This is a genomic window from Parapedobacter sp. ISTM3, assembly GCF_016533505.1.
Lineage (GTDB): Bacteria > Bacteroidota > Bacteroidia > Sphingobacteriales > Sphingobacteriaceae > Parapedobacter > Parapedobacter luteus.
Genome location: NZ_JAENGN010000022.1, coordinates 18,579 through 37,054, shown reverse-complemented (window position 1 = coordinate 37,054; position 18,476 = coordinate 18,579). Strand labels below are relative to the sequence as shown.

16 protein-coding genes are annotated in these 18,476 nt (G+C 42.5%); 2 read left to right on the top strand and 14 right to left on the bottom strand.

Annotated features, from left to right (window positions below):
* Positions 1 to 50 precede the first annotated feature (50 nt).
* From arsB to JHJ32_RS20820, 4 genes are read right to left on the bottom strand one after another with little or no spacing between them, the layout of a single operon-like run.
* Entirely contained in the window at positions 51 to 1,079 is a 1,029-nt protein-coding gene (arsB, locus tag JHJ32_RS20835) for an ACR3 family arsenite efflux transporter (RefSeq protein WP_091098876.1), read from the bottom strand.
* Between the two features lie 3 nt (positions 1,080 to 1,082).
* Positions 1,083 to 1,697, bottom strand: a complete 615-nt coding sequence (locus tag JHJ32_RS20830) for a protein-tyrosine-phosphatase (RefSeq protein ID WP_072885949.1) — start codon at positions 1,695 to 1,697, stop codon at positions 1,083 to 1,085.
* 19 nt (positions 1,698 to 1,716) lie between these two features.
* Positions 1,717 to 2,181 (bottom strand): DUF6428 family protein, encoded by a 465-nt coding sequence (locus JHJ32_RS20825; RefSeq protein ID WP_003002385.1) that lies wholly within the window; start codon positions 2,179 to 2,181, stop codon positions 1,717 to 1,719.
* 59 nt (positions 2,182 to 2,240) lie between these two features.
* Positions 2,241 to 2,570 carry a helix-turn-helix transcriptional regulator gene (locus JHJ32_RS20820; RefSeq protein WP_047094742.1) on the bottom strand — a complete coding sequence of 110 codons (330 nt, stop codon included), beginning with the start codon at positions 2,568 to 2,570 and terminating at the stop codon, positions 2,241 to 2,243.
* Positions 2,571 to 2,796: 226 nt separating this feature from the next.
* Here JHJ32_RS20820 and JHJ32_RS20815 point away from each other — a divergent pair, with 226 nt between their 5' ends.
* Positions 2,797 to 3,234: a DUF1896 domain-containing protein gene (locus tag JHJ32_RS20815; RefSeq protein WP_091098871.1), complete on the top strand. Its 438-nt coding sequence runs from the start codon at positions 2,797 to 2,799 to the stop codon at positions 3,232 to 3,234.
* Positions 3,221 to 8,659, top strand: a complete 5,439-nt coding sequence (locus JHJ32_RS20810) for an N-6 DNA methylase (RefSeq protein WP_200122299.1) — start codon at positions 3,221 to 3,223, stop codon at positions 8,657 to 8,659. Before JHJ32_RS20815 ends, JHJ32_RS20810 begins: the two co-directional genes overlap by 14 nt.
* Positions 8,660 to 8,665: 6 nt before the next feature.
* Here JHJ32_RS20810 and JHJ32_RS20805 read toward each other — a convergent pair whose 3' ends face one another.
* From JHJ32_RS20805 to JHJ32_RS20760, 10 genes are all read right to left on the bottom strand, one after another.
* Complete coding sequence (locus JHJ32_RS20805) at positions 8,666 to 9,487, bottom strand: RteC domain-containing protein (protein WP_091098934.1); 822 nt, start codon at positions 9,485 to 9,487, stop codon at positions 8,666 to 8,668.
* A gap of 261 nt (positions 9,488 to 9,748) precedes the next feature.
* On the bottom strand, positions 9,749 to 12,022 hold the full coding sequence (locus JHJ32_RS20800) for a multicopper oxidase family protein (RefSeq protein WP_091098863.1): 2,274 nt from the start codon (positions 12,020 to 12,022) through the stop codon (positions 9,749 to 9,751).
* Positions 12,023 to 12,035: 13 nt separating this feature from the next.
* Positions 12,036 to 12,491, bottom strand: a complete 456-nt coding sequence (locus JHJ32_RS20795; protein WP_072885944.1) for a heme-binding domain-containing protein — start codon at positions 12,489 to 12,491, stop codon at positions 12,036 to 12,038.
* Positions 12,492 to 12,523: 32 nt separating this feature from the next.
* Entirely contained in the window at positions 12,524 to 12,940 is a 417-nt protein-coding gene (locus JHJ32_RS20790) for a hypothetical protein (protein WP_078797523.1), read from the bottom strand.
* Between the two features lie 24 nt (positions 12,941 to 12,964).
* Positions 12,965 to 13,489: a DUF305 domain-containing protein gene (locus JHJ32_RS20785; RefSeq protein WP_084018986.1), complete on the bottom strand. Its 525-nt coding sequence runs from the start codon at positions 13,487 to 13,489 to the stop codon at positions 12,965 to 12,967.
* 10 nt (positions 13,490 to 13,499) lie between these two features.
* Positions 13,500 to 14,165, bottom strand: coding sequence for a DUF3347 domain-containing protein (locus tag JHJ32_RS20780; RefSeq protein ID WP_002993266.1), 666 nt, complete (start codon positions 14,163 to 14,165; stop codon positions 13,500 to 13,502).
* Between the two features lie 6 nt (positions 14,166 to 14,171).
* Positions 14,172 to 16,292 carry a heavy metal translocating P-type ATPase gene (locus JHJ32_RS20775; RefSeq protein WP_091098859.1) on the bottom strand — a complete coding sequence of 707 codons (2,121 nt, stop codon included), beginning with the start codon at positions 16,290 to 16,292 and terminating at the stop codon, positions 14,172 to 14,174.
* A 14-nt stretch (positions 16,293 to 16,306) separates the two neighbouring features.
* The gene (locus tag JHJ32_RS20770; protein ID WP_091098856.1) at positions 16,307 to 16,837 is read right to left on the bottom strand and encodes an AAA family ATPase; all 531 of its coding nucleotides are present in this window, start codon (positions 16,835 to 16,837) and stop codon (positions 16,307 to 16,309) included.
* Between the two features lie 18 nt (positions 16,838 to 16,855).
* Complete coding sequence (locus tag JHJ32_RS20765) at positions 16,856 to 17,161, bottom strand: phosphoribosylpyrophosphate synthetase (protein ID WP_072885940.1); 306 nt, start codon at positions 17,159 to 17,161, stop codon at positions 16,856 to 16,858.
* A 14-nt stretch (positions 17,162 to 17,175) separates the two neighbouring features.
* Positions 17,176 to 18,051, bottom strand: coding sequence for a DUF3347 domain-containing protein (locus tag JHJ32_RS20760; protein ID WP_034735069.1), 876 nt, complete (start codon positions 18,049 to 18,051; stop codon positions 17,176 to 17,178).
* Between the last annotated feature and the right edge of the window lie 425 nt (positions 18,052 to 18,476).

The following is an 18,476-nucleotide window of genomic DNA, read 5'->3' as shown; positions in this document are numbered from 1 at the left end:
TTTTAGTTTTTTTATGCTTCAAAATGCTCTAATACGTTCTTAAATAACCTTTAGTAATATTTCTTCTTTAGCCATAAACTTGCTTTTACCAACAGTATCAGTACAGGTACTTCTACCAACGGTCCTATAACGCCCACAAATGCCTGTGGAGAATGAATACCGAAAACCGCTATTGCTACGGCTATTGCCAATTCAAAATTGTTTCCTGTGGCTGTAAATGCGATGGATGCGTTTTTGTCGTAAGGAACGTTTAAAGATTTATTGATAAAGAAGCTGACAAAAAACATTAGTACAAAATAGATGATTAACGGTATGGCTACTTTTACTACATCCATTGGCAGTTCTAATATTTTATCGCCTTTCAGACTGAACATTAATACGATTGTAAACAGTAAAGCATATAATGTAATGGGCGATATTCGAGGTACAAATTTCCTGTTATACCATTCTATTCCTTTTGACTTTACCAATGCGTAACGGCTTATAAAACCTGCTAAGAAAGGAATGCCTAAGTATATTAATACGCTTTCGGTTACGTCTTTCATTGATACGCTTACATTGAAATTGGCTACTCCTAATTTGCTTGGTAATACATTAATGAATAACCAAACTAAGAAGCTATAAGAAATTATCTGAAAGATGCTGTTTAATGCAACTAACATAGCTGTGTATTCTCTGTTTGCTTTAGCTAAATCGCTCCATACGATTACCATTGCGATACATCTTGCCAAACCTATCAATATCAAGCCTGTCATATAATCGGGTTCATTACGTAAAAACAAAACGGCTAATCCGAACATCAATATTGTACCGATAACCCAATTGAGCAATAAGGATATGCCGATTACTTTTTTATCCTTAAATGCTTGGGGCAATAATGAATAATCCACTTTTGCCAATGGCGGGTACATCATCAGTATCAGACCTATTGCCAAAGGAACGTTTGTAGTGCCTACGGATAAAGCATTTGTAATTTTTGATATTCCCGGAAAGAAATACCCTAAACCTATACCTGCTGCCATTGCAAGGAATATCCATAAGGTAAGGTAACGGTCAAGAAATTTTAGTTTTGGTTGCATTGGTTATTGACTGACTTTTGAAAAAACATAAAACATTTCCGTTGCTATCTGTAAACTTCTTTCTGCATATACCTGTGATTGCTCCGGTGTATTGTCTGAAATTTTAGGGTCTTCAAATGTGATAGGTATCCTTTTTTCTGCACCTGCAATAAATGGACATCCACCGTCTGCCTGTGAACAGGTCATAATGGCTGTAAATGCTGATACTGGGTTGAAAGGACTATCGTACTTTTTTGAAAAGCCGATAACAGGCAAAGCATTATCGCTGTATTTTATGGCATATACAGGGTTATTAGTATCTGCGATTTTGAAAATGTTAAACCCCTGATTAGTCAATGTTTCTGCAACTTTCGGAAATAGTGACGTTTCTTCCGTACCGCCCGAATAACAATGTACATTTGGTATATTAAAATGTGCTGACGCTACCTGTGCCCAAACCTGTGATAAATGGCTTCTTCGGGAATTGTGGGTACAGATGAAATTGATATTTATATCCTGCCTGTCGTTTACTTTTTGCTGTATAAAATCAATCAGCGGTTGTAATACGGCTTTACGTTCTTCGCTGATGCTTTGTACATCAATTTTGTTGTTAATGATTTCGATTAGTTTTTGATACATCGCATTTTGTTTTTAGTGTTTAGCAACATCCCGAATTTGGTGTACAGCAAGCATTATTCAGCTCTGATAATTTTACCTTTTGCTTTTCGGCAGGAATACCGCAAGCATCACTTGCCAGGCAAGCGGTTTGCTTGTTTTTCAGTACAAAATGGTTTCCGTTAAAATTCAAATCGTATTTACCAACCGTTTCGCTTTGGTATTCTACTTCTATTTCGGCATCTTCAATACCCAACTTTTCTTCGGATAGCTTAATGATGTTTAATAGCTTTGTTGGCTTTAATCGGTGTTCAAAATCGTTGGCATTCCATAATTGGAAATTGACAACTTTTTCGTTTCTAATTGTTCCGCCACAATCAATGAAGTGTTTTGTAATAACACCTATCTCGGTAACGTGAAAGTGTTCGGGTACAAATGTTCCGTTCTCTAATTGAAATTCAACATTATCCAATGCTGGTAAGATTTCTTTGATGTTTGATAGTTTCATTATTTTTTTATTTAATTGTTATATTGCTTTATTGCGATTAATGTGCTTAAAAAAAATGCTTAACAGCATTTATCAACCTCTACATTATCTATAAAGAAAGCATTGAGTTCCTTTTTAATCTGCTGCCAAACATTTTCATCAATACAGTAGCACACACTTGTCCCTTCTATATTGCCTTTGATGATACCAATGTTTTTAAGCTCTTTTAAATGTTGTGAAATCGTAGCCTGCGCCAATCCTAATTCTTCCACTAAGTCATTACAAATGCAAGCATTCTGCTTGATGATGTATTGCAGGATAGCTATACGGGCAGGATGAGCCAGTGCCTTTAAAGTGGTTGCCAAGCTGTTTTGCTGTTCTGTAAATATTTCTGTTTTTGTTACGCCCATCTTATTTGTAATAATATATCGCAATATTACGATAAATATTTAAACCACAAAAGTAGTTTGTGAAAAAACATATAGCCAAGCACCAATTCTGTATAAATAATCAGTTCAATTTTCTATTGTAAATCGCCAAATCCTGCCTTTCAAAGCCAAACGCTGCAACATTATCAAAGGCATTTGCTCCTGCTTATAATTTTAGGATTTAAGTAAAATTCTAATCAAAATAAGTATGGATGTACAGCAAAAAGACCTGTCGTATTTCAGATTACGACTGCAAGAATTATTAAACAGCAGCTTTCCCGAAAAGGCACACGACCAAAAATTTATTGACCAACGGTCTTCGTGGGCTGCCAATGCTTATGAGGGTGCTTTCCGTTCGGGAAACGCCGTTGAGCAATGCGACGAAATAGCCAACTACATACTTTTTGAGGGCTTGCACTTCTCCAAGTTCAACACGGTTTTCAAAGTGGTATGCAATGAGTTTGATGCCATAATGGCAGACGAGGAGCTGCGACCGTTCGCCCTTAAAATGTTCCCCGTTTGTGAGCCTGTTTTCGCAGGATATGAATTAACCGATGATTTCGCCAACGGAAATGAGTTTGATGTACTCTATACCGAACTGACCGGAACCATCTCAATATGGATTGAGGAAAATGGGCTTCAGTAAGCGGTTCCATCTCCAACAGAATATTGATGCCCTGCGAATTGTTTTTAAACTGGAAAAGGAGAAACGGCAAGCCACCGTAGGCGAAAGACTGCTAATGATGCGATACAGCGGATTTGGCGGTCTTAAATTCGTTCTGAACCCCGTAGAAAACGAAATAGACATCAATCATTGGAGAAAAACAGAACACGACCTTTTTCCACTCACGCAGGAACTCCACCAACTACTCAAAGAAAATTCCGAAGACGATAAGCAATACCGCAAGTATGTGGATAGTATGAAAAGTTCCGTACTGACGGCTTTTTATACCCCACCAAAAGTTATAGATGCCATTTCATCTGCCTTGCGGGATAATGGTCTGCACATTGATAAATTCCTCGAACCCTCCGCAGGTATCGGTTCATTCATCCAATCCTTTTCGGAAAATCAGAAAGCCAGTGTTACCGCTTATGAAAAGGACTTGCTTACAGGCAAGATTTTAAAGCAGCTTTACCCCGAAATCAATATCCGTATAAACGGCTTTGAGGAAATCCCCGAAAGGGAACAAAACACCTATGATGTAATCGCCAGTAATATCCCTTTTGGCGATACTTCCGTATTTGACCTTTCTTATTCACGCAGTAGAAACAGCGCAAAGGAACAAGCTGCCCGAAGCATACACAATTACTTTTTTCTGAAAGGTGCTGATATGCTCCGTGAGGGCGGTTTGTTGGCTTACATCACTTCACAGGGCATTCTGAACAGCCCTAAGAACGAACCCATACGCAGGGCGTTGATGCAGGATAATAATTTGGTTTCGGTTGTAAGATTGCCTAACAACCTGTTTACCGAATATGCAGGTACGGAAGTCGGCAGCGACCTGATTATCCTGCAAAAAAATACGGCAAAAGAAAATCTGACCGACAGGGAAGATCTGTTTTGCCAAAGCAAGCCATCTGAATACAATACGCCTGGCAATGCGCTCTTTCAGGACAGTACAAGAATTATCCATACCGACCAAAAATTAGATACCGACCCATACGGGCAACCTGCCTTAATCTATACGCATAAAGACGGTGTTGAGGGCATTGCCAAAGATTTGAAGCAAATGCTTTCCGAAGATTTTGGAAAGCATCTGAATTTGAGTTTATACAAAGGCGAACAGAACGACGAGCCTGTTATACAAATTCCTATTGAACCAAAAGTTACACCTCCGGTCATAGACCCTGTAATCATTCAGCAAAAGCCGCAACCTGTACCTACTCCGGTAGTCCGTCAGGAAAGCCCGCAGGAATTAAAGCAACTAAGCATTTTTGACTTGTTTGAAAGTGCGGGAGAACCTGTAATGGTTCTTGCTCCACCTAAAAGAACTACCCAAGCCAAAAGGCAAAGCACTAAAAAAAGAAGAGGTACAATAGGTCGTCAGCCCGACCTGTTCAGCAGTGCAAGGCAGCAGCCCTATACACCGCTAAAATCCAATGGTGATATTAACGGAACCGACCAGGTTAACGGTAAAAAACAGGAAGCTATCAGCGACCTGTTTTCACAAATAAACGGAAATGGCCAGTCTGATAAGACAGCCATTACCGCTATCAATATTAATGCTATTCCTGAACCTGCCCCGTATAGTGGCGAACTGCAATCATTCCATCGGAATGATTGCCTTGTGGTGGATAACGGTTGGGTCGGCTATTTGCAAGAGGTGGATAAGGAAGACAAAAAAGCTATCTTTCATCCATTGCAATTGCCGTCGGCACAGAAAGCAAGAGCCGAAGCCTACATAGCTGTAAGGGACAGTTATATCAACCTGTACCAAAAAGAAGCTGAAAAGCAGACCGAACACAAGGCAGAACGGGAAACCCTGAACCTCCTGTACGATGGCTTTGTCAAAAAATACGGTAATCTCAATGCTGCCGACAATGCCAAGCTGATAAAGACAGACAGCGCAGGTAAAGAAATTCCTTATCTGGAGCGTATCATTGGCGGCATAATCCATAAAGCGGATATATTCAGCCGTCCTGTTAGTTTCTCTACGACCACGTTAGCAACCGATAATCCCGAAGAGGCATTAGCCGCCTCGCTGAATAAATACGGCAACGTGGATTTGGACTTTATGTCCGAAATCAGCAGCCTGCCTGCCGATACCCTGAAAGAAGCCTTACACGGGCGGTTGTTCTACAATCCGCTACAACAGGAATACGAAATAGCCGAACGGTGGATTGCAGGCAACGTAGTTGAGAAAGCCGATGAAGTAAGAGCCTATCTTGAAAACAATCCTGATGATACCGAAGCCAAAGAAAGCCTTACCGCTTTAGAGGAAGCCCGACCAAAACGGATTGAATTTGAGGAGTTGGATTTTAATCTCGGCGAACGGTGGATACCTACCGGAATTTATGCCCGTTTCGCTTCGCACCTGTTCGATGCGGATGTACTGGTTCATTACTCCGAAAGCTCCGACGACTTTTCTGTGAAATGTCATCGGGGCAATATGCACATTTGGGAAAAATATGCTGTCAAAGCGGAAAGCCGAACATTTGACGGTATTGCCCTGCTCAAACACGCCCTTGTCAATACTACGCCTGATATAACCAAAAAAGTGATGGTTGGCGACCAAGAGGTCAAAGTACGGGATATGGAAGCCATACAAATGGCGAACACCAAGATTGATGAAATCCGTACCGCTTTTACCGACTGGCTACACGCACAGAACGATGAATTTAAAAATAGGCTGACCGACCAGTACAACGACACCTTTAACTGTTTCGTTCGCCCGAACTATGACGGAAGCCATCAGGAATTTCCGGGATTAGACCGCAAGGGTGCAGGCATTGAAGACCTGTATTCAAGCCAAAAGGACACGGTTTGGATGATAAAACTGAACAACGGTGCTATCTGCGACCACGAAGTAGGCGCAGGAAAAACGCTGATAATGTGTACCGCAGCGCAGGAAATGAAGCGTTTGGGATTAGCCCATAAACCGATGATAATCGGACTGAAAGCCAATATACCTGCTATTGCTGAAGACTACCGAAAAGCCTATCCACACGCAAAAATCCTTTATCCAGGTATTGATGATTTTACGCCTAAAAAACGCCTGCGGATTTTCGGGGATATTAAAAACAACGATTGGGATTGTGTGATACTCACGCACGACCAGTTCGGAATGATACCTCAATCGCCCGAAATACAAAAGGAAATCCTCGAAATAGAATTAGACAGCGTAGAGCGCAACCTCGATGCCCTGAAATCGCAAGGCAAGGAAGTGACAAGGGGAATGCTCGCCGGGGTAATCAAACGAAAAGAAAATCTTGAAGTAAAGCTGAAAACGCTGCAACACGATATTGAAAACCGCAAAGATGATATTGTGGACTTTAAGATGATGGGCATAGACCATTTGTTTGTGGACGAAAGCCACCAATTCAAAAACCTGATGTTCAACACCCGTCATACACGGGTTGCCGGATTGGGTAACGTGGACGGCAGCCAAAAGGCACTGAACCTGCTTTTTGCAATCCGCACCATTCAGGAGCGTACCAATGCGGATATGGGCGCAACCTTTCTTTCGGGTACGACCATCAGCAATTCATTAACGGAGCTGTACCTACTGTTCAAATATCTGCGTCCCCGTGCATTGGAAAAACAGGGCATTCATTCTTTTGATGCGTGGGCAGCTATCTATGCAAGGAAAACGACCGATTATGAATTTTCGGTAGCTAACAATATTGTAGCAAAAGAGCGTTTCCGCTACTTTATCAAAGTGCCGGAACTTGCGCAGTTCTATTCTGAAATCACGGATTACAGAACGGCAAAGGATATTGGTATTGACCGACCCAACAAGAACGAGGTATTATACAATATACCGCCAACGCCCGACCAAGAAGCCTTTATCCAAAGCCTGATGGCTTTTGCCAAAACGGGCGATGCTACTTTGCTCGGAAGAGAACCATTATCGCAAAGGGAAGAAAAAGCAAAGATGCTCATTGCGACGGACTATGCCCGTAAGATGTCGCTCGATATGCGTATGGTAAGTGGTATATACGACGACCATCCCGACAACAAGGCTTCGCATTGTGCGGTAAATATCGCCAAGTTTTACAACCAGTTCAACGCACAGAAAGGAACGCAGTTCGTTTTCTCCGATTTGGGAACCTACAAGCCCGGCGAATGGAACGTGTACTCCGAAATAAAACGCAAACTCGTGGAGGACCACGGCATACCTGCGCACGAAGTAAGGTTTATTCAGGAAGCGAAAAATGATAAGCAACGTAAGGAACTTATCAACGGAATGAACGAGGGCAAAATCCGTGTACTGTTCGGTTCTACAAGTATGCTCGGAACTGGCGTAAACGCACAGAAAAGAGCTGTTGCCGTTCATCATTTAGATACACCGTGGCGACCGTCTGACCTTGCCCAAAGGGACGGGCGGGCAATCAGAAAAGGCAATGAGATTGCCAAATTCTTTGCCGATAATAAAGTTGCTGTGATTATCTATGCAGTTGAAAAATCGTTGGACAGTTACAAATTCAACCTGCTGTATAATAAGCAGCTTTTCATCGACCAGTTAAAGACTAACAACCTGACCAAAAGAACGATTGACGAGGGAAGTATGGACGAAAAATCGGGAATGAACTTTTCGGAATATGTGGCAATCCTGTCAGGAAATACAGACCTGTTGGATAAAGCCAAACTGGAAAAACAGATTGCCGGACTGGAAAGCGAAAAGCAGGCGTTCAACCGCTCTAAATCCAGTGCCAAATTTAAGGTACAGGATTATATGGAAATGTTGCAAAGCACTCAATCCCGTTTGAGCCGGATGAGTACCGACTGGGAAAACTTACAGCAACGCCTGCAAAAGCGTTCGGACGGTACAATCGAAAACCCTGTGCTGTTAGATGGCTTGCCGCCCAATGCAAATCCGAAACAAATAGGCGCAAAACTGAACGAGATTGCGAACAAAGCCCGCACGGCAGGCGACTATCGTGAAATAGGCAACCTCTACGGGTTTCAATTATTGGTTAAAACAGAACTTCCAAAGGATAATTCAACACTCGAAAGGGTCAATAGATTTTTTATAACTGGCGAGGGCAATATCAAGTACACCTACAATAACGGTCTGATGGCAAAAGACCCCGAAACCGCCGCAATGAATTTTTTAAGGGCTTTGGAAAAACTGCCGGGCTTTGTGAAGCAGGAGCAGGAGAAAATCGCTGAAATACAAAAAGACCTGCCGATGCTTCAGGAAGTGGTTAACGGTACTTGGGCTAAGGAAAGTCGATTGAGTGAGCTTAAAACGGAACTGGCTGCCGTAGAAAGAAAGATACAGCTATCTATTACGCCGGAAACCAAACAAGATGCTTCGGAGCAGGCAGAAAAGCAGAATGAAGCCCCAAAGGTGCAGGAAAGCATTATACGGACAAAAGGCGTTCATTCACCTCGTGGCGTATTATAATAGTCGTTACTTTTCGTCCTTTTCGTCCATTTTTTTTATTAGGGCTTCACACAGGCTGTCAAGGAATTTGGTTCGGTTTATCTTACGGGCTTTCAGTTCCATAAACGTGTGGTAAAAATCGCCTAACTCAATATTAAAGGCTTCTTCAAAAGTTTTAGCTATCAATTTTATGTCTGTATTCCCATTGTTAAATACACCGTGGGAGTACAGTGCATATATGAGTTCCGTCAGTGCCGTTTTACTTGCCGTCCATTTCAATGAATTGTCCGACCCCCTTTTCACATTGATGTTATTGAGCCTGTCTTCCAAATAAACTTGTATCAGGTCATTGGCAATAATCTTGGCAACCTTATAATCGTGTGAAGTAGAAAAACGATGGTCTGCTTCAAAATAAAATGTGTCTAACCACAGCCTTATATCGTGCTTGCCACGCACAAAGAATTTTTCGTCAACGAAAGAATTATTGCTGCGGTAATACTTGTAAAAATCAAGGTTGTTTTCAAAGAACCTTTTTAGCTTTTTCAGTTCTTTGGTAAAATATTTCTTGGTACGCTTGTTCCCGTAGGGTCTTCTTGTTTCGATTTTATAGATGGCATTGTAGTAGATGAGCTTTGAAACAATAACAGGTTTCTGATACTTGAAAAAATGGATTTCTTCTTCCATATTCTTAAAGTCATTTTTCAGTACAAAGTCCTTTAAGTCGGCAAGGCTTTGTATGATATGGTGTATAACGGCTTCAATTCTTTTTATGGGGCAGTCGGTTTCAATCTCCAGTTCCTGGATTGCAGTTTCCAATTTAAGATATGTTTCATTGTAAAATTTATCCATTCGCTTCATTTTGATGTAATATATTATTGGTTAATACAGAAAAGCTAACACTGTTCGTATTAGCTTATGATGCAATTACTGCTTAAAAAAATTCAACCTCTACCGTATTGATGATGGAACGATAGATAGATTTTTGTTGCATACTTTAAAGGGTTGTAGTATGATGCAGGTTAGTCTTTGCGAATTACACCTGCATCACCTCCTTTTTTTTACCGATATTTTTTTACGGTTATGCAGTTTACAACCCTTAGTTATTTAATTTTAATAAGTCAATGCCAGCCCCACACCAAAGCCCATATCGCTATCATAGTGGGTACGTATACCTATATTCTTATTAATGATATACCTAAGTTCTCCCATATACTCTAAGTCGGTATTCACCATAAAACCACCTCTTAGTCTTTTTGAAATTGGTATATCTTCACGCATTAACTGCAATCTCACAATACCGTCGTGATATACTTCTGCCTGAAAATTGACCAGCATAGGCAATGTATACATAAACCCTAAACTGAACGCCCTGCGGGTGTCTTTCTTGTTGGTTTGTCCAAATATGTTCTTTTCGTGTTCATCTTCTCCCATTTTACGGTAGCGGTAATCAAAACCTACAAAGGGCATGAACCATTGCATTTTTCCAATGTATCTACCTAAATGGGTTTCTACTTCATAACCGTGCATACTATTATAGCCTAAACGCCATTCTGTACCTAATGACCATCTTGCATTTTGCAACATCGCTCCACCGTCATTTCCATTCGTTGCAAAGTCGTTTTCAATCATAAAGTGAGGCATATTGCTTTCCCTTTGCAGTTCTTTATAGGCTTTTGCTTTATCGGGTAAATAGGGATTTTTGTAATCTCCAACTTCAAACACCCTGTTCATTCCTGCCATCATATGATAAAGAATATGGCAATGGAAAAACCAATCACCTTCCTCATTTGCTAAAAACTCTATAGTATCCGTTTCCATCGGCATAATGTCCAATACATTTTTCAAAGGCGATTTTTCTCCCTTACCGTTAATAACCCTAAAATCAAATCCGTGGAGGTGCATGGGATGACGCATCATGGAATTGTTATAGATGGTAATCCGTAATATTTCTCCTTTTTTTACAGGTATTTTGTCAGTTTCCGAAAGTATTTTATTATCCATGCTCCATACATAGCGGTTCATGTTGCCAGTAAGTGTGAATTTCAACTCTTTTACAGGCGCATCATTTGGAAGAGAGGTGTTATAAGGCGATTGCAACATAGCATAATTTAATGTTTTGATGTCTCCCAAGGCATTAGCGTTGTAACGGTTAGCGTCGTTATCCATGTCCATACCCTCATGCTTACTGTGGTCTGCTTTTTTTGTTGCATCTCCGGTAATTTCGGGATACATCACTACATTCATGTCCATTTGGTTAAGGCTCATCTTCATGCCCATATCGTCCAAATCGCCATTCATTTTCATCATATCGTTCATCATCTTCATCCCCTCGAAATACTTCAATCGTGGGAGCGGGGAAATAAGCTGTTTGACCCCATCACCTATAAATAAACTCGCAGATTGTGTCCTGTCTTCGGTTGTTGCTAAGAACTCGTAAGCCAAACCATCTTGAGGGATAGTCACTACAATATCGTAAGTTTCAGAAACGGCAATGATTAACCTGTCCACCTCTACAGGCTCAACATCATTCCCATCACTCGCTACTACTGTAATTTTTCCTCCAGCATACCTTAGCCAGAAATATGAAGACGCCCCTCCATTGGAAACACGCAATCTTACTTTGTCGCCTGCTTTTAGCTTTTTACCATCAATTGTTTTCAAATCGGTGCTATGGCTACCATTTATTAGGACTTTATCATAGTAAACATCACTAACATCCATTGCCAGCATTCGCTTCCATTCATTCTTTACTTTCACTCCAAATTTCCCTTCTTTAATCGCTTCAACGTATGATTGTGTAGCCTCTTTTTTGATAGCAGCCCAATCGTTGGCATTATGCAGCATCCTGTTAATGTTGTCGGGGTTAAGATTTGTCCACTCACTTAATATAATTGGAACGGTCGGCAAATCGTCAATTCCTTGTCTGAATGTCTTATCATCGCTTCTTTTCTTCATGATAAAACTTCCGTACATGCCAATCTGCTCCTGCAATCCTGAGTGGGAATGGTACCAGTGCGTACCATGCTGGATAATCGGAAAACGGTAGGTGTAGGTTGTGCCCGGTGCGATGGGTTTTTGTGTAAGCCAGGGCACACCGTCTTCTTTATTGGGCAGGAACACACCATGCCAGTGAAGTGATGTGCTTTCTTTCAATTGGTTGTGCACCACTATTTCGGCAGTGTCGCCCTCGGTAAAGGTAAGGGTGGGCATGGGGATTTGCCCGTTTACGGCAATGGCTCTTTTTTCTTTCCCGGCATAGTTTACCAATGTGTCTTTTACATACAATTCGTAACGCACTACTTTCTGTGCGAATAATGTTTGTGTGCAAAGCAGTATCAGCACTGTTTGCAAAATTCTTATAGGTATTTTATTATATCTGTTCATGATTTGAAAAATTTTATTTAATGCTGTCTTCCATTGTGCTAAACCACGCTATCAAAACCTGCTTATCCTCCGGTGACAATACTGCATTGCGATGAATTAGTGTGTATGATGACAACGGCATTTCCCCGTCCTTAACCTGCCCGGCCATAGCCCTGAACTTGTTTCGCTGCCTGCGGACAGAATAGTCGCCAAATTCGCTAAAGTTGAGTTCCTCTTTCCCCTTTTTTATATGCTCTGCCATGTACCATGCGCCGGGCTGGATACGGCTGTACCACGGATAATGGGTATTGTTGCTATGGCAGTCATAACAGGACTGAACAAGGATAGCCTTTACATTTTGGGGTACGGTGTACACCCTTTCGATATGGGTGGCTGGCACTTCAACCGCCTGGTTCCGTAAGGGCTGAAAGAACTGTATGGCAATCAGGACGACAGCCAGCCCCAATATGATTTTCTTCTTTATGGTCATAATTATTTTATTGTGGCTTCATCTTTTTGTGTCTACTGTTTTTTCACATACTTGGCATAATTCTCCTTGTTTTCAAAATAAGAAACTTCACCGTTATTTCCTGTCACAGCAATCACCGCATTAGCTTTGTCTACCTGCTTATGGGAATAGGGGTCTATCGCCATCCGCACGGTCGCATCTTTTGGAATACGTTCCTTACACATTTCGCAACATCCGTAATAGGTTTTACCATCAAATTTTACGTCAAACTGCCTTTTGCCCATATAGGCATCGTTGACCATGCAGACTTCATCCGATGGAACCAATTCACCTATTTGGTTACTATGCCCGTGGCTTTCCGGAGTTGCCTGCGAATGCTGTGTCGCTTCATCCTTATTTGACCCTACCTGTCCGCAAGCGGTGAATAGCAGGGCTGATAAGGAAATAAAGCCGATTATTATTTTGCTCATGTCGAAACTGTTTTTTAAATTTTATTATTTACTTTCTTCAAACTCTTTTAGCTTGCGCTTCATCAGTTCAATTTCTTCCGCTTGGGTTTTAAGTATGTTTTTTTGCAGCTCTATCAGTTCCGGGTCGGTCAGGTGTGCCTTTTCGGACATCAATATGGCTGCTGCGTGATGGGGTATCATACCCTTTGCAAACTGCTTGTCCCCGACATTGATTTGTTCCCTGATACCAAACCATGAAAAGATGCCAACGGCAACCGAGATGATGGCTATCGCCCAATTCATCTTCCTGTTGGGGTACATCACTTTCATTATCGCTAATTCGATAAGCAGCATTGCCGAGGTCATCAGCAGGGTCATGTACAGGTTATTGATATTGGGTATCAGGTTCTGCCACTCGTCAATCATGGCGTACATGATAAAATACATCACTGCGAACATGGCGACAGCCATCACCGCAAAGCGTTTGTACATGCCCGAAGCATGTTTTGGATTGTGCGTGCCATGCTCCGAGGCATGACCCGCATTGTGATTGTTTTGCATATTTTCCATAACCCGAAATTTATTTGCTGTTAATTGTTTTTTCCACCTTACCGCAGGTCAGCATTTTAGAACCGTAGTAAGGGTTTTTGATTTCCTTGTTTTCGCTGAACCAAACAGCACCCTTACCGTCATTGAACATCGGGCAATGGTCCTGATACAATGTTTGCGATGTACCGAACAAATCAATCAGGTCTTTCAAATCTTCGCCAAGCGAGGCCAAATGTTCCCGCTGGTGGTGGATGTTGCCGACATTTTCCCCGATATGTTCTGCGTGTTCTTTAGCATCGTCCGCTATGTCCATGTACTTTTTGTGCTTATCGGCAGGAACGGCTTTCATGTCCACTTTATTCAGGGTAGCTAACAGCTTTTTCCCTGAACTGGCGGCAGCTTTGTCATCGTCCGAAACAAGGGCGTTCTTTAAGGACAGATAATCGGTAACTATGGGCGCAATAGAAAAGTTTTTTGCTTCTTCTTTTCCTGTTGCTTTTGCTTCCTGACCGCTCGGAGTTTCACTCACAACGGGCGCAGCTACCGTATCATCCTCTTTTGGTTGGGAAGCTGACTGTTCTTGTGATACAACAGCAGTATCACTTGAAGACTGCTCGTTTTTGTTGGATGCCTGATTGCATGATACTGTTACAAATGCCATGATAACAGCAATGATTGATAATGTTAGATTTTTCATTTTTATTTATTTTTTGATTTTTAAAAAACTTGCGTTAATAGCCACTACAATGGTGCTTACACTCATCAGCACAGCACCCATAGCGGGACTTAAAACAAAATTCGGATAGAGTACGCCTGCCGCAAGCGGTATTGCCACCACGTTGTAGCCAACCGCCCATATCAGGTTCTGTACCATCTTTTTGTAGGTAAGTTTGCCGAAGTCAATCAGTTTGACCACATCCCTCGGGTCGCTGTCTACCAATATGATATCCGCTGTTTCGGCAGCCACGTCCGTACCGGAACCCACGGCAATGCCCACATCTGCCTGTGCCAGTGCAGGTGCATCATTTACACCATCACCAGTCATTGCTACGATTTCGCCTTTTGCCTGAAACTCCTTTACTTTCTCCTGCTTGTTGTGCGGAAGCACATTAGCCAAATACCCGTCCATACCCAATTTTCCGGCTACGGCAGCAGCAATCCTGTCGTTGTCCCCGGTGAGCAGAAAGGACTTGATGCCCATTTTTTTGAGTTCCTCAATCGCCTGTGCCGAACCCTCACGGATGCTGTCTGCCAAAGTAATGATGCCGATTACCCGGTCATCAATGAGGACAAAGTTGACCGTTTCGGCTTCCTGATTGATTTCGCTTGGTATTTCCGGCAGGGAAAGGTGGTTTTCGGTGAAATAATTCGGGCCGCCAGCTACGACATTTTTCCCGTTCACAACACCTTTAACACCTATGCCCTGCATATAGCTGAAGTTTTCAGACTTCCATAAGGCAAGGCTCTTTTCTTTCAATGTAGCCATAATGCCTTTGGCGATATGGTGTTCCGAATTTTGCTGTACTGCGGCAGCATACTGGATAACCTCATCGGCATTATATTCGTCTGTTAACGGTATAACCTTTTCTACGGCATGGGAACCTTTGGTGAGCGTTCCGGTCTTATCAAAAATGACGGTGGAAAGTTTTCGGGTGGTTTCAAATGCCGTACGGTTGCGGATGAGCAGGCCATTGGTCGCCGAAAGCGTTGTGGAAATGGCGACCACCAACGGGATAGCCACGCCCAATGCGTGCGGGCAGGCCGTTACCATTACCGTCACCATTCTTTCAAGCGCAAAGGCAATATCTCCACTGCTTGCATACCAATAGGCAAATGTGCCTATGCCCACGGCAATGGCAATAAAGGTGAGCCATTTGGCAACTTTGTCCGCAAGGTTCTGTGTATTAGACTTAGTAGCCTGCGCTTCCTGCACAAGATTGATAACCCTGTTCAGGTAGCTGTCTTTTCCCACGGCTGTTACCTTAACTTTCAGCGCACCATCGCCATTGATAGAGCCTGCGATGACCTTTCCGTCCTTTTCCTTTTTTACGGGAACACTTTCCCCGGTAAGCATACTCTCGTTGATATACGAAAGCCCCTCCAGTACCAATCCATCGGCTGGAATTTTTTCTCCCGGTTTTATGATAGCCGTTTCACCGCTTTGCAGGTCTTCGAGCTTTATCTTTACAGCTTCTCCGCCACGTTCCACGGTAACATCGTTGGGCAGCAAAGCCACCAATGACTGTAATGCCCGTGAAGCAGCCATTTGGGAACGCATTTCCAGCCAATGCCCTAACAGCATGATGTCAATTAGGGTTGCCAGTTCCCAAAAGAAGTCCATACCCTGCAAGCCAAATACAACGGCTACGGAATAAACATAGGCTACGGATATGGCAATGGCAACAAGTGTCATCATCCCTATGGCTTTGGCTTTCACCTCGCCAATCATTCCCTTTAGGAACGGTAAGCCTCCATAGCAATAAATCACCGTACCCAATGCCAGCAGCACATATTTATCGCCATTGAAAGCAAGGGAGAAACCCAACCATTGCTGTATCATGTGTGACAGGAGCAGGATAGGGATTGTAATGACAAGGCTTATCCAAAAACGTGTGAGGAAATCGCCTGTATGATGCCCCTCATGTTTATTAAAGTTTTCGTCAGCATGGCCATGTTGAGAATGCCCGGAATGCCCATGTCCTGATGTGTGTTCATGAGAAGCTGACGCACCGCCAACGGGAACCAATGCCATGCCACAGAGCGGGCATTTTCCCGGTTCGTCTTTTAGCACCTGTGGGTGCATAGGACACGTGTATTTATTCATAATCGCATTAAATATTATAGATTGTTAAGAATGAACTGAACCCTTTCTTCCGGTGGCAGCACAGGCACGTGTACAATCGGAAAAGACAGGGATTTATAAACTTCGATTATAAGAGAATGTATATGGCGTTGTTCACTTTCATTTTCGGTTCTCGCATAATCCTTTACAAGCGGGAGCCTGTCAAGTATAAATACTTTCTTATAATCAACATGCGCTAAAGCAGCATTCAGCAGGGCATCCGGTTCAAGCCTTAAAAAACGATAGTAGGCAAGGGCATCGGGTATAGCCCTATCCAAAAATACCGCTTCCTCCGGGTCGAGCTTTGCTTCCTGTTCAATCTGCATTTTCAGTACGCCTTGTTGAAATTCCAGCTTATTTTCCCTGATTTCCGCTACGGTCTTTCCGCCGATGCTCATCGTTTCTATGTAATGCCGGGCATGTTCTATGGCTGTATTATATCCTTTTTCAGCCAAGAGGTTCACAACCGTAGTTTTACCTGTTGATGGGCCTCCCGTAATGACATACCAATTTGTCCTGTTCTTCATAACAAGGGGTTTTAAAAGTTATGTTGCACTTAATTTTTTTGCCATCTCATGGGTCATTTCTTCGGCATAAGCACCATAGGCATCAACAAGTACGCCTTTATTCTTACCATCATTGGACGATATGGCATAAATCACGGCATTGTTATCAGGACTGCTGTCGAGGCTTTCAAACCTATGGGTTTCCGTAACCGTAAAATCCTCCGGTTTTAGTTTCAGGCTCCTTGACGCACAGAACAGGCAGTCCGGCAACAGACTAAAGTCCATACTGTATCCACGCTGTCTTAGGTCTTTAAGCGCCTGCACCATGTCATTGTACTGTACCATAGCTTTCAGACCTGTTATTTAATGGTTTCGACCGTACTGCCGCAGGTAAGCATCTGTGAGCCGTAATATGGGTTTTTAACAGCATTCTCTTTACTTAGCCAATTGGCTCCCTTACCTCCGTTGTACATAGGGCAGTGCTGGTAATAAACGGGAGTATCCTGTTTAGACACTTTGGCCAGTGTGTAGATGCTTCCCGAAAGTGCCGCAAAAGCACTTCTTTGTTTTGCAACATCTTTTGATTTTGAAATGCTTTCCGCATTGGCCGTCAAGTCCTGCATCACTTTCATCCAAGCCGTATGTTCCTCTGCCGATAGCTTATTCATATCGACTGCTTTAAGGGATGCAGCCAATTCAGCGGCTTTGGCAGATGCGGTCGCCGCATCGGTTTTTATCAAAGCATCTTTCACTGAAAAGTAGTTGTCAAATACAGCCTTTAGCTGTGATTGGTTTTGGGCTGCATCTTTGTTAGCTGCCATTTGACTATGGTCGTGATTGCCATGTCCGGCATTCATGTCCATTCCCGCCTCCTTGTTTTTGGCAACCGTCTTCACTGGTCTATCATACTGGCAGCAACCAGCCAGTTTAGCATATACGTCATCCGGCGCACGGAACTTCTCACTGTCATAACCAGCCAAAGCGATACGTTTCAGGATTTCATCCTGATTTGTTTTGTCGCCGTCATAGGTGAGCGTAGCCATCTTGGTATCTTTGTTCCAGTCCACACTGGCTACCTTTTTTACGTTACCTGCCTTTTCGATGGTGGTTTTGCATATACCACAATTGCCGTAAATCTTTACGGTTTCTGTTTTCGCATTCTTGATTTGTGCGAAGCCGTTTATTGATGATAGTAATACGGCGATTACCATCACTATTTTTGATAATGATTTCATAATAATTACATTTTGAGAAACGGGGGATTGATAAACCCATTTCTGTTTTAAATTTTAAATAAATGATACAAATAGGGGATTTGCAAAAGCCGGAACAGCTTCTGACAGGACATACCTATGGCTATCAGGCCATAGTTTTAGCTTATTTTAGGCGGTAGCCAAATGGAGAAAAAGCCCGAAGAATAGTAGGCTTCTTTGAAACCGAATTTTTGCTTTTTAGCTGCTGCTAAGTGATTTTTTGCCTTTAATTCGATTACGGTTGGGACATTTAGGGAAGTGGTTGAAGCACCGCACCTGCAAGAGCTGTGGGAACAACCGCCCCCGCATTTGTCACTTTTGCATTTTTTACAGGATTTGCTCTTGCAACCTTTTTTATGTTCTGATTTTTTGGATTTCTCCTTTGAGCAGAAAGACTGCTCGGTCTT

What these genes read in the sequence shown, in the direction of transcription:
- arsB (WP_091098876.1), bottom strand. Translation starts at nt 1,079, where the DNA reads ATGCAACCAAAACTAAAATTTCTTGACCGTTACCTTACCTTATGGATA.
- JHJ32_RS20830 (WP_072885949.1), bottom strand. Translation starts at nt 1,697, where the DNA reads ATGTATCAAAAACTAATCGAAATCATTAACAACAAAATTGATGTACAA.
- JHJ32_RS20825 (WP_003002385.1), bottom strand. Translation starts at nt 2,181, where the DNA reads ATGAAACTATCAAACATCAAAGAAATCTTACCAGCATTGGATAATGTT.
- JHJ32_RS20820 (WP_047094742.1), bottom strand. Translation starts at nt 2,570, where the DNA reads ATGGGCGTAACAAAAACAGAAATATTTACAGAACAGCAAAACAGCTTG.
- JHJ32_RS20815 (WP_091098871.1), top strand. Translation starts at nt 2,797, where the DNA reads ATGGATGTACAGCAAAAAGACCTGTCGTATTTCAGATTACGACTGCAA.
- JHJ32_RS20810 (WP_200122299.1), top strand. Translation starts at nt 3,221, where the DNA reads ATGGGCTTCAGTAAGCGGTTCCATCTCCAACAGAATATTGATGCCCTG.
- JHJ32_RS20805 (WP_091098934.1), bottom strand. Translation starts at nt 9,487, where the DNA reads ATGGATAAATTTTACAATGAAACATATCTTAAATTGGAAACTGCAATC.
- JHJ32_RS20800 (WP_091098863.1), bottom strand. Translation starts at nt 12,022, where the DNA reads ATGAACAGATATAATAAAATACCTATAAGAATTTTGCAAACAGTGCTG.
- JHJ32_RS20795 (WP_072885944.1), bottom strand. Translation starts at nt 12,491, where the DNA reads ATGACCATAAAGAAGAAAATCATATTGGGGCTGGCTGTCGTCCTGATT.
- JHJ32_RS20790 (WP_078797523.1), bottom strand. Translation starts at nt 12,940, where the DNA reads ATGAGCAAAATAATAATCGGCTTTATTTCCTTATCAGCCCTGCTATTC.
- JHJ32_RS20785 (WP_084018986.1), bottom strand. Translation starts at nt 13,489, where the DNA reads ATGGAAAATATGCAAAACAATCACAATGCGGGTCATGCCTCGGAGCAT.
- JHJ32_RS20780 (WP_002993266.1), bottom strand. Translation starts at nt 14,165, where the DNA reads ATGAAAAATCTAACATTATCAATCATTGCTGTTATCATGGCATTTGTA.
- JHJ32_RS20775 (WP_091098859.1), bottom strand. Translation starts at nt 16,292, where the DNA reads ATGAATAAATACACGTGTCCTATGCACCCACAGGTGCTAAAAGACGAA.
- JHJ32_RS20770 (WP_091098856.1), bottom strand. Translation starts at nt 16,837, where the DNA reads ATGAAGAACAGGACAAATTGGTATGTCATTACGGGAGGCCCATCAACA.
- JHJ32_RS20765 (WP_072885940.1), bottom strand. Translation starts at nt 17,161, where the DNA reads ATGGTACAGTACAATGACATGGTGCAGGCGCTTAAAGACCTAAGACAG.
- JHJ32_RS20760 (WP_034735069.1), bottom strand. Translation starts at nt 18,051, where the DNA reads ATGAAATCATTATCAAAAATAGTGATGGTAATCGCCGTATTACTATCA.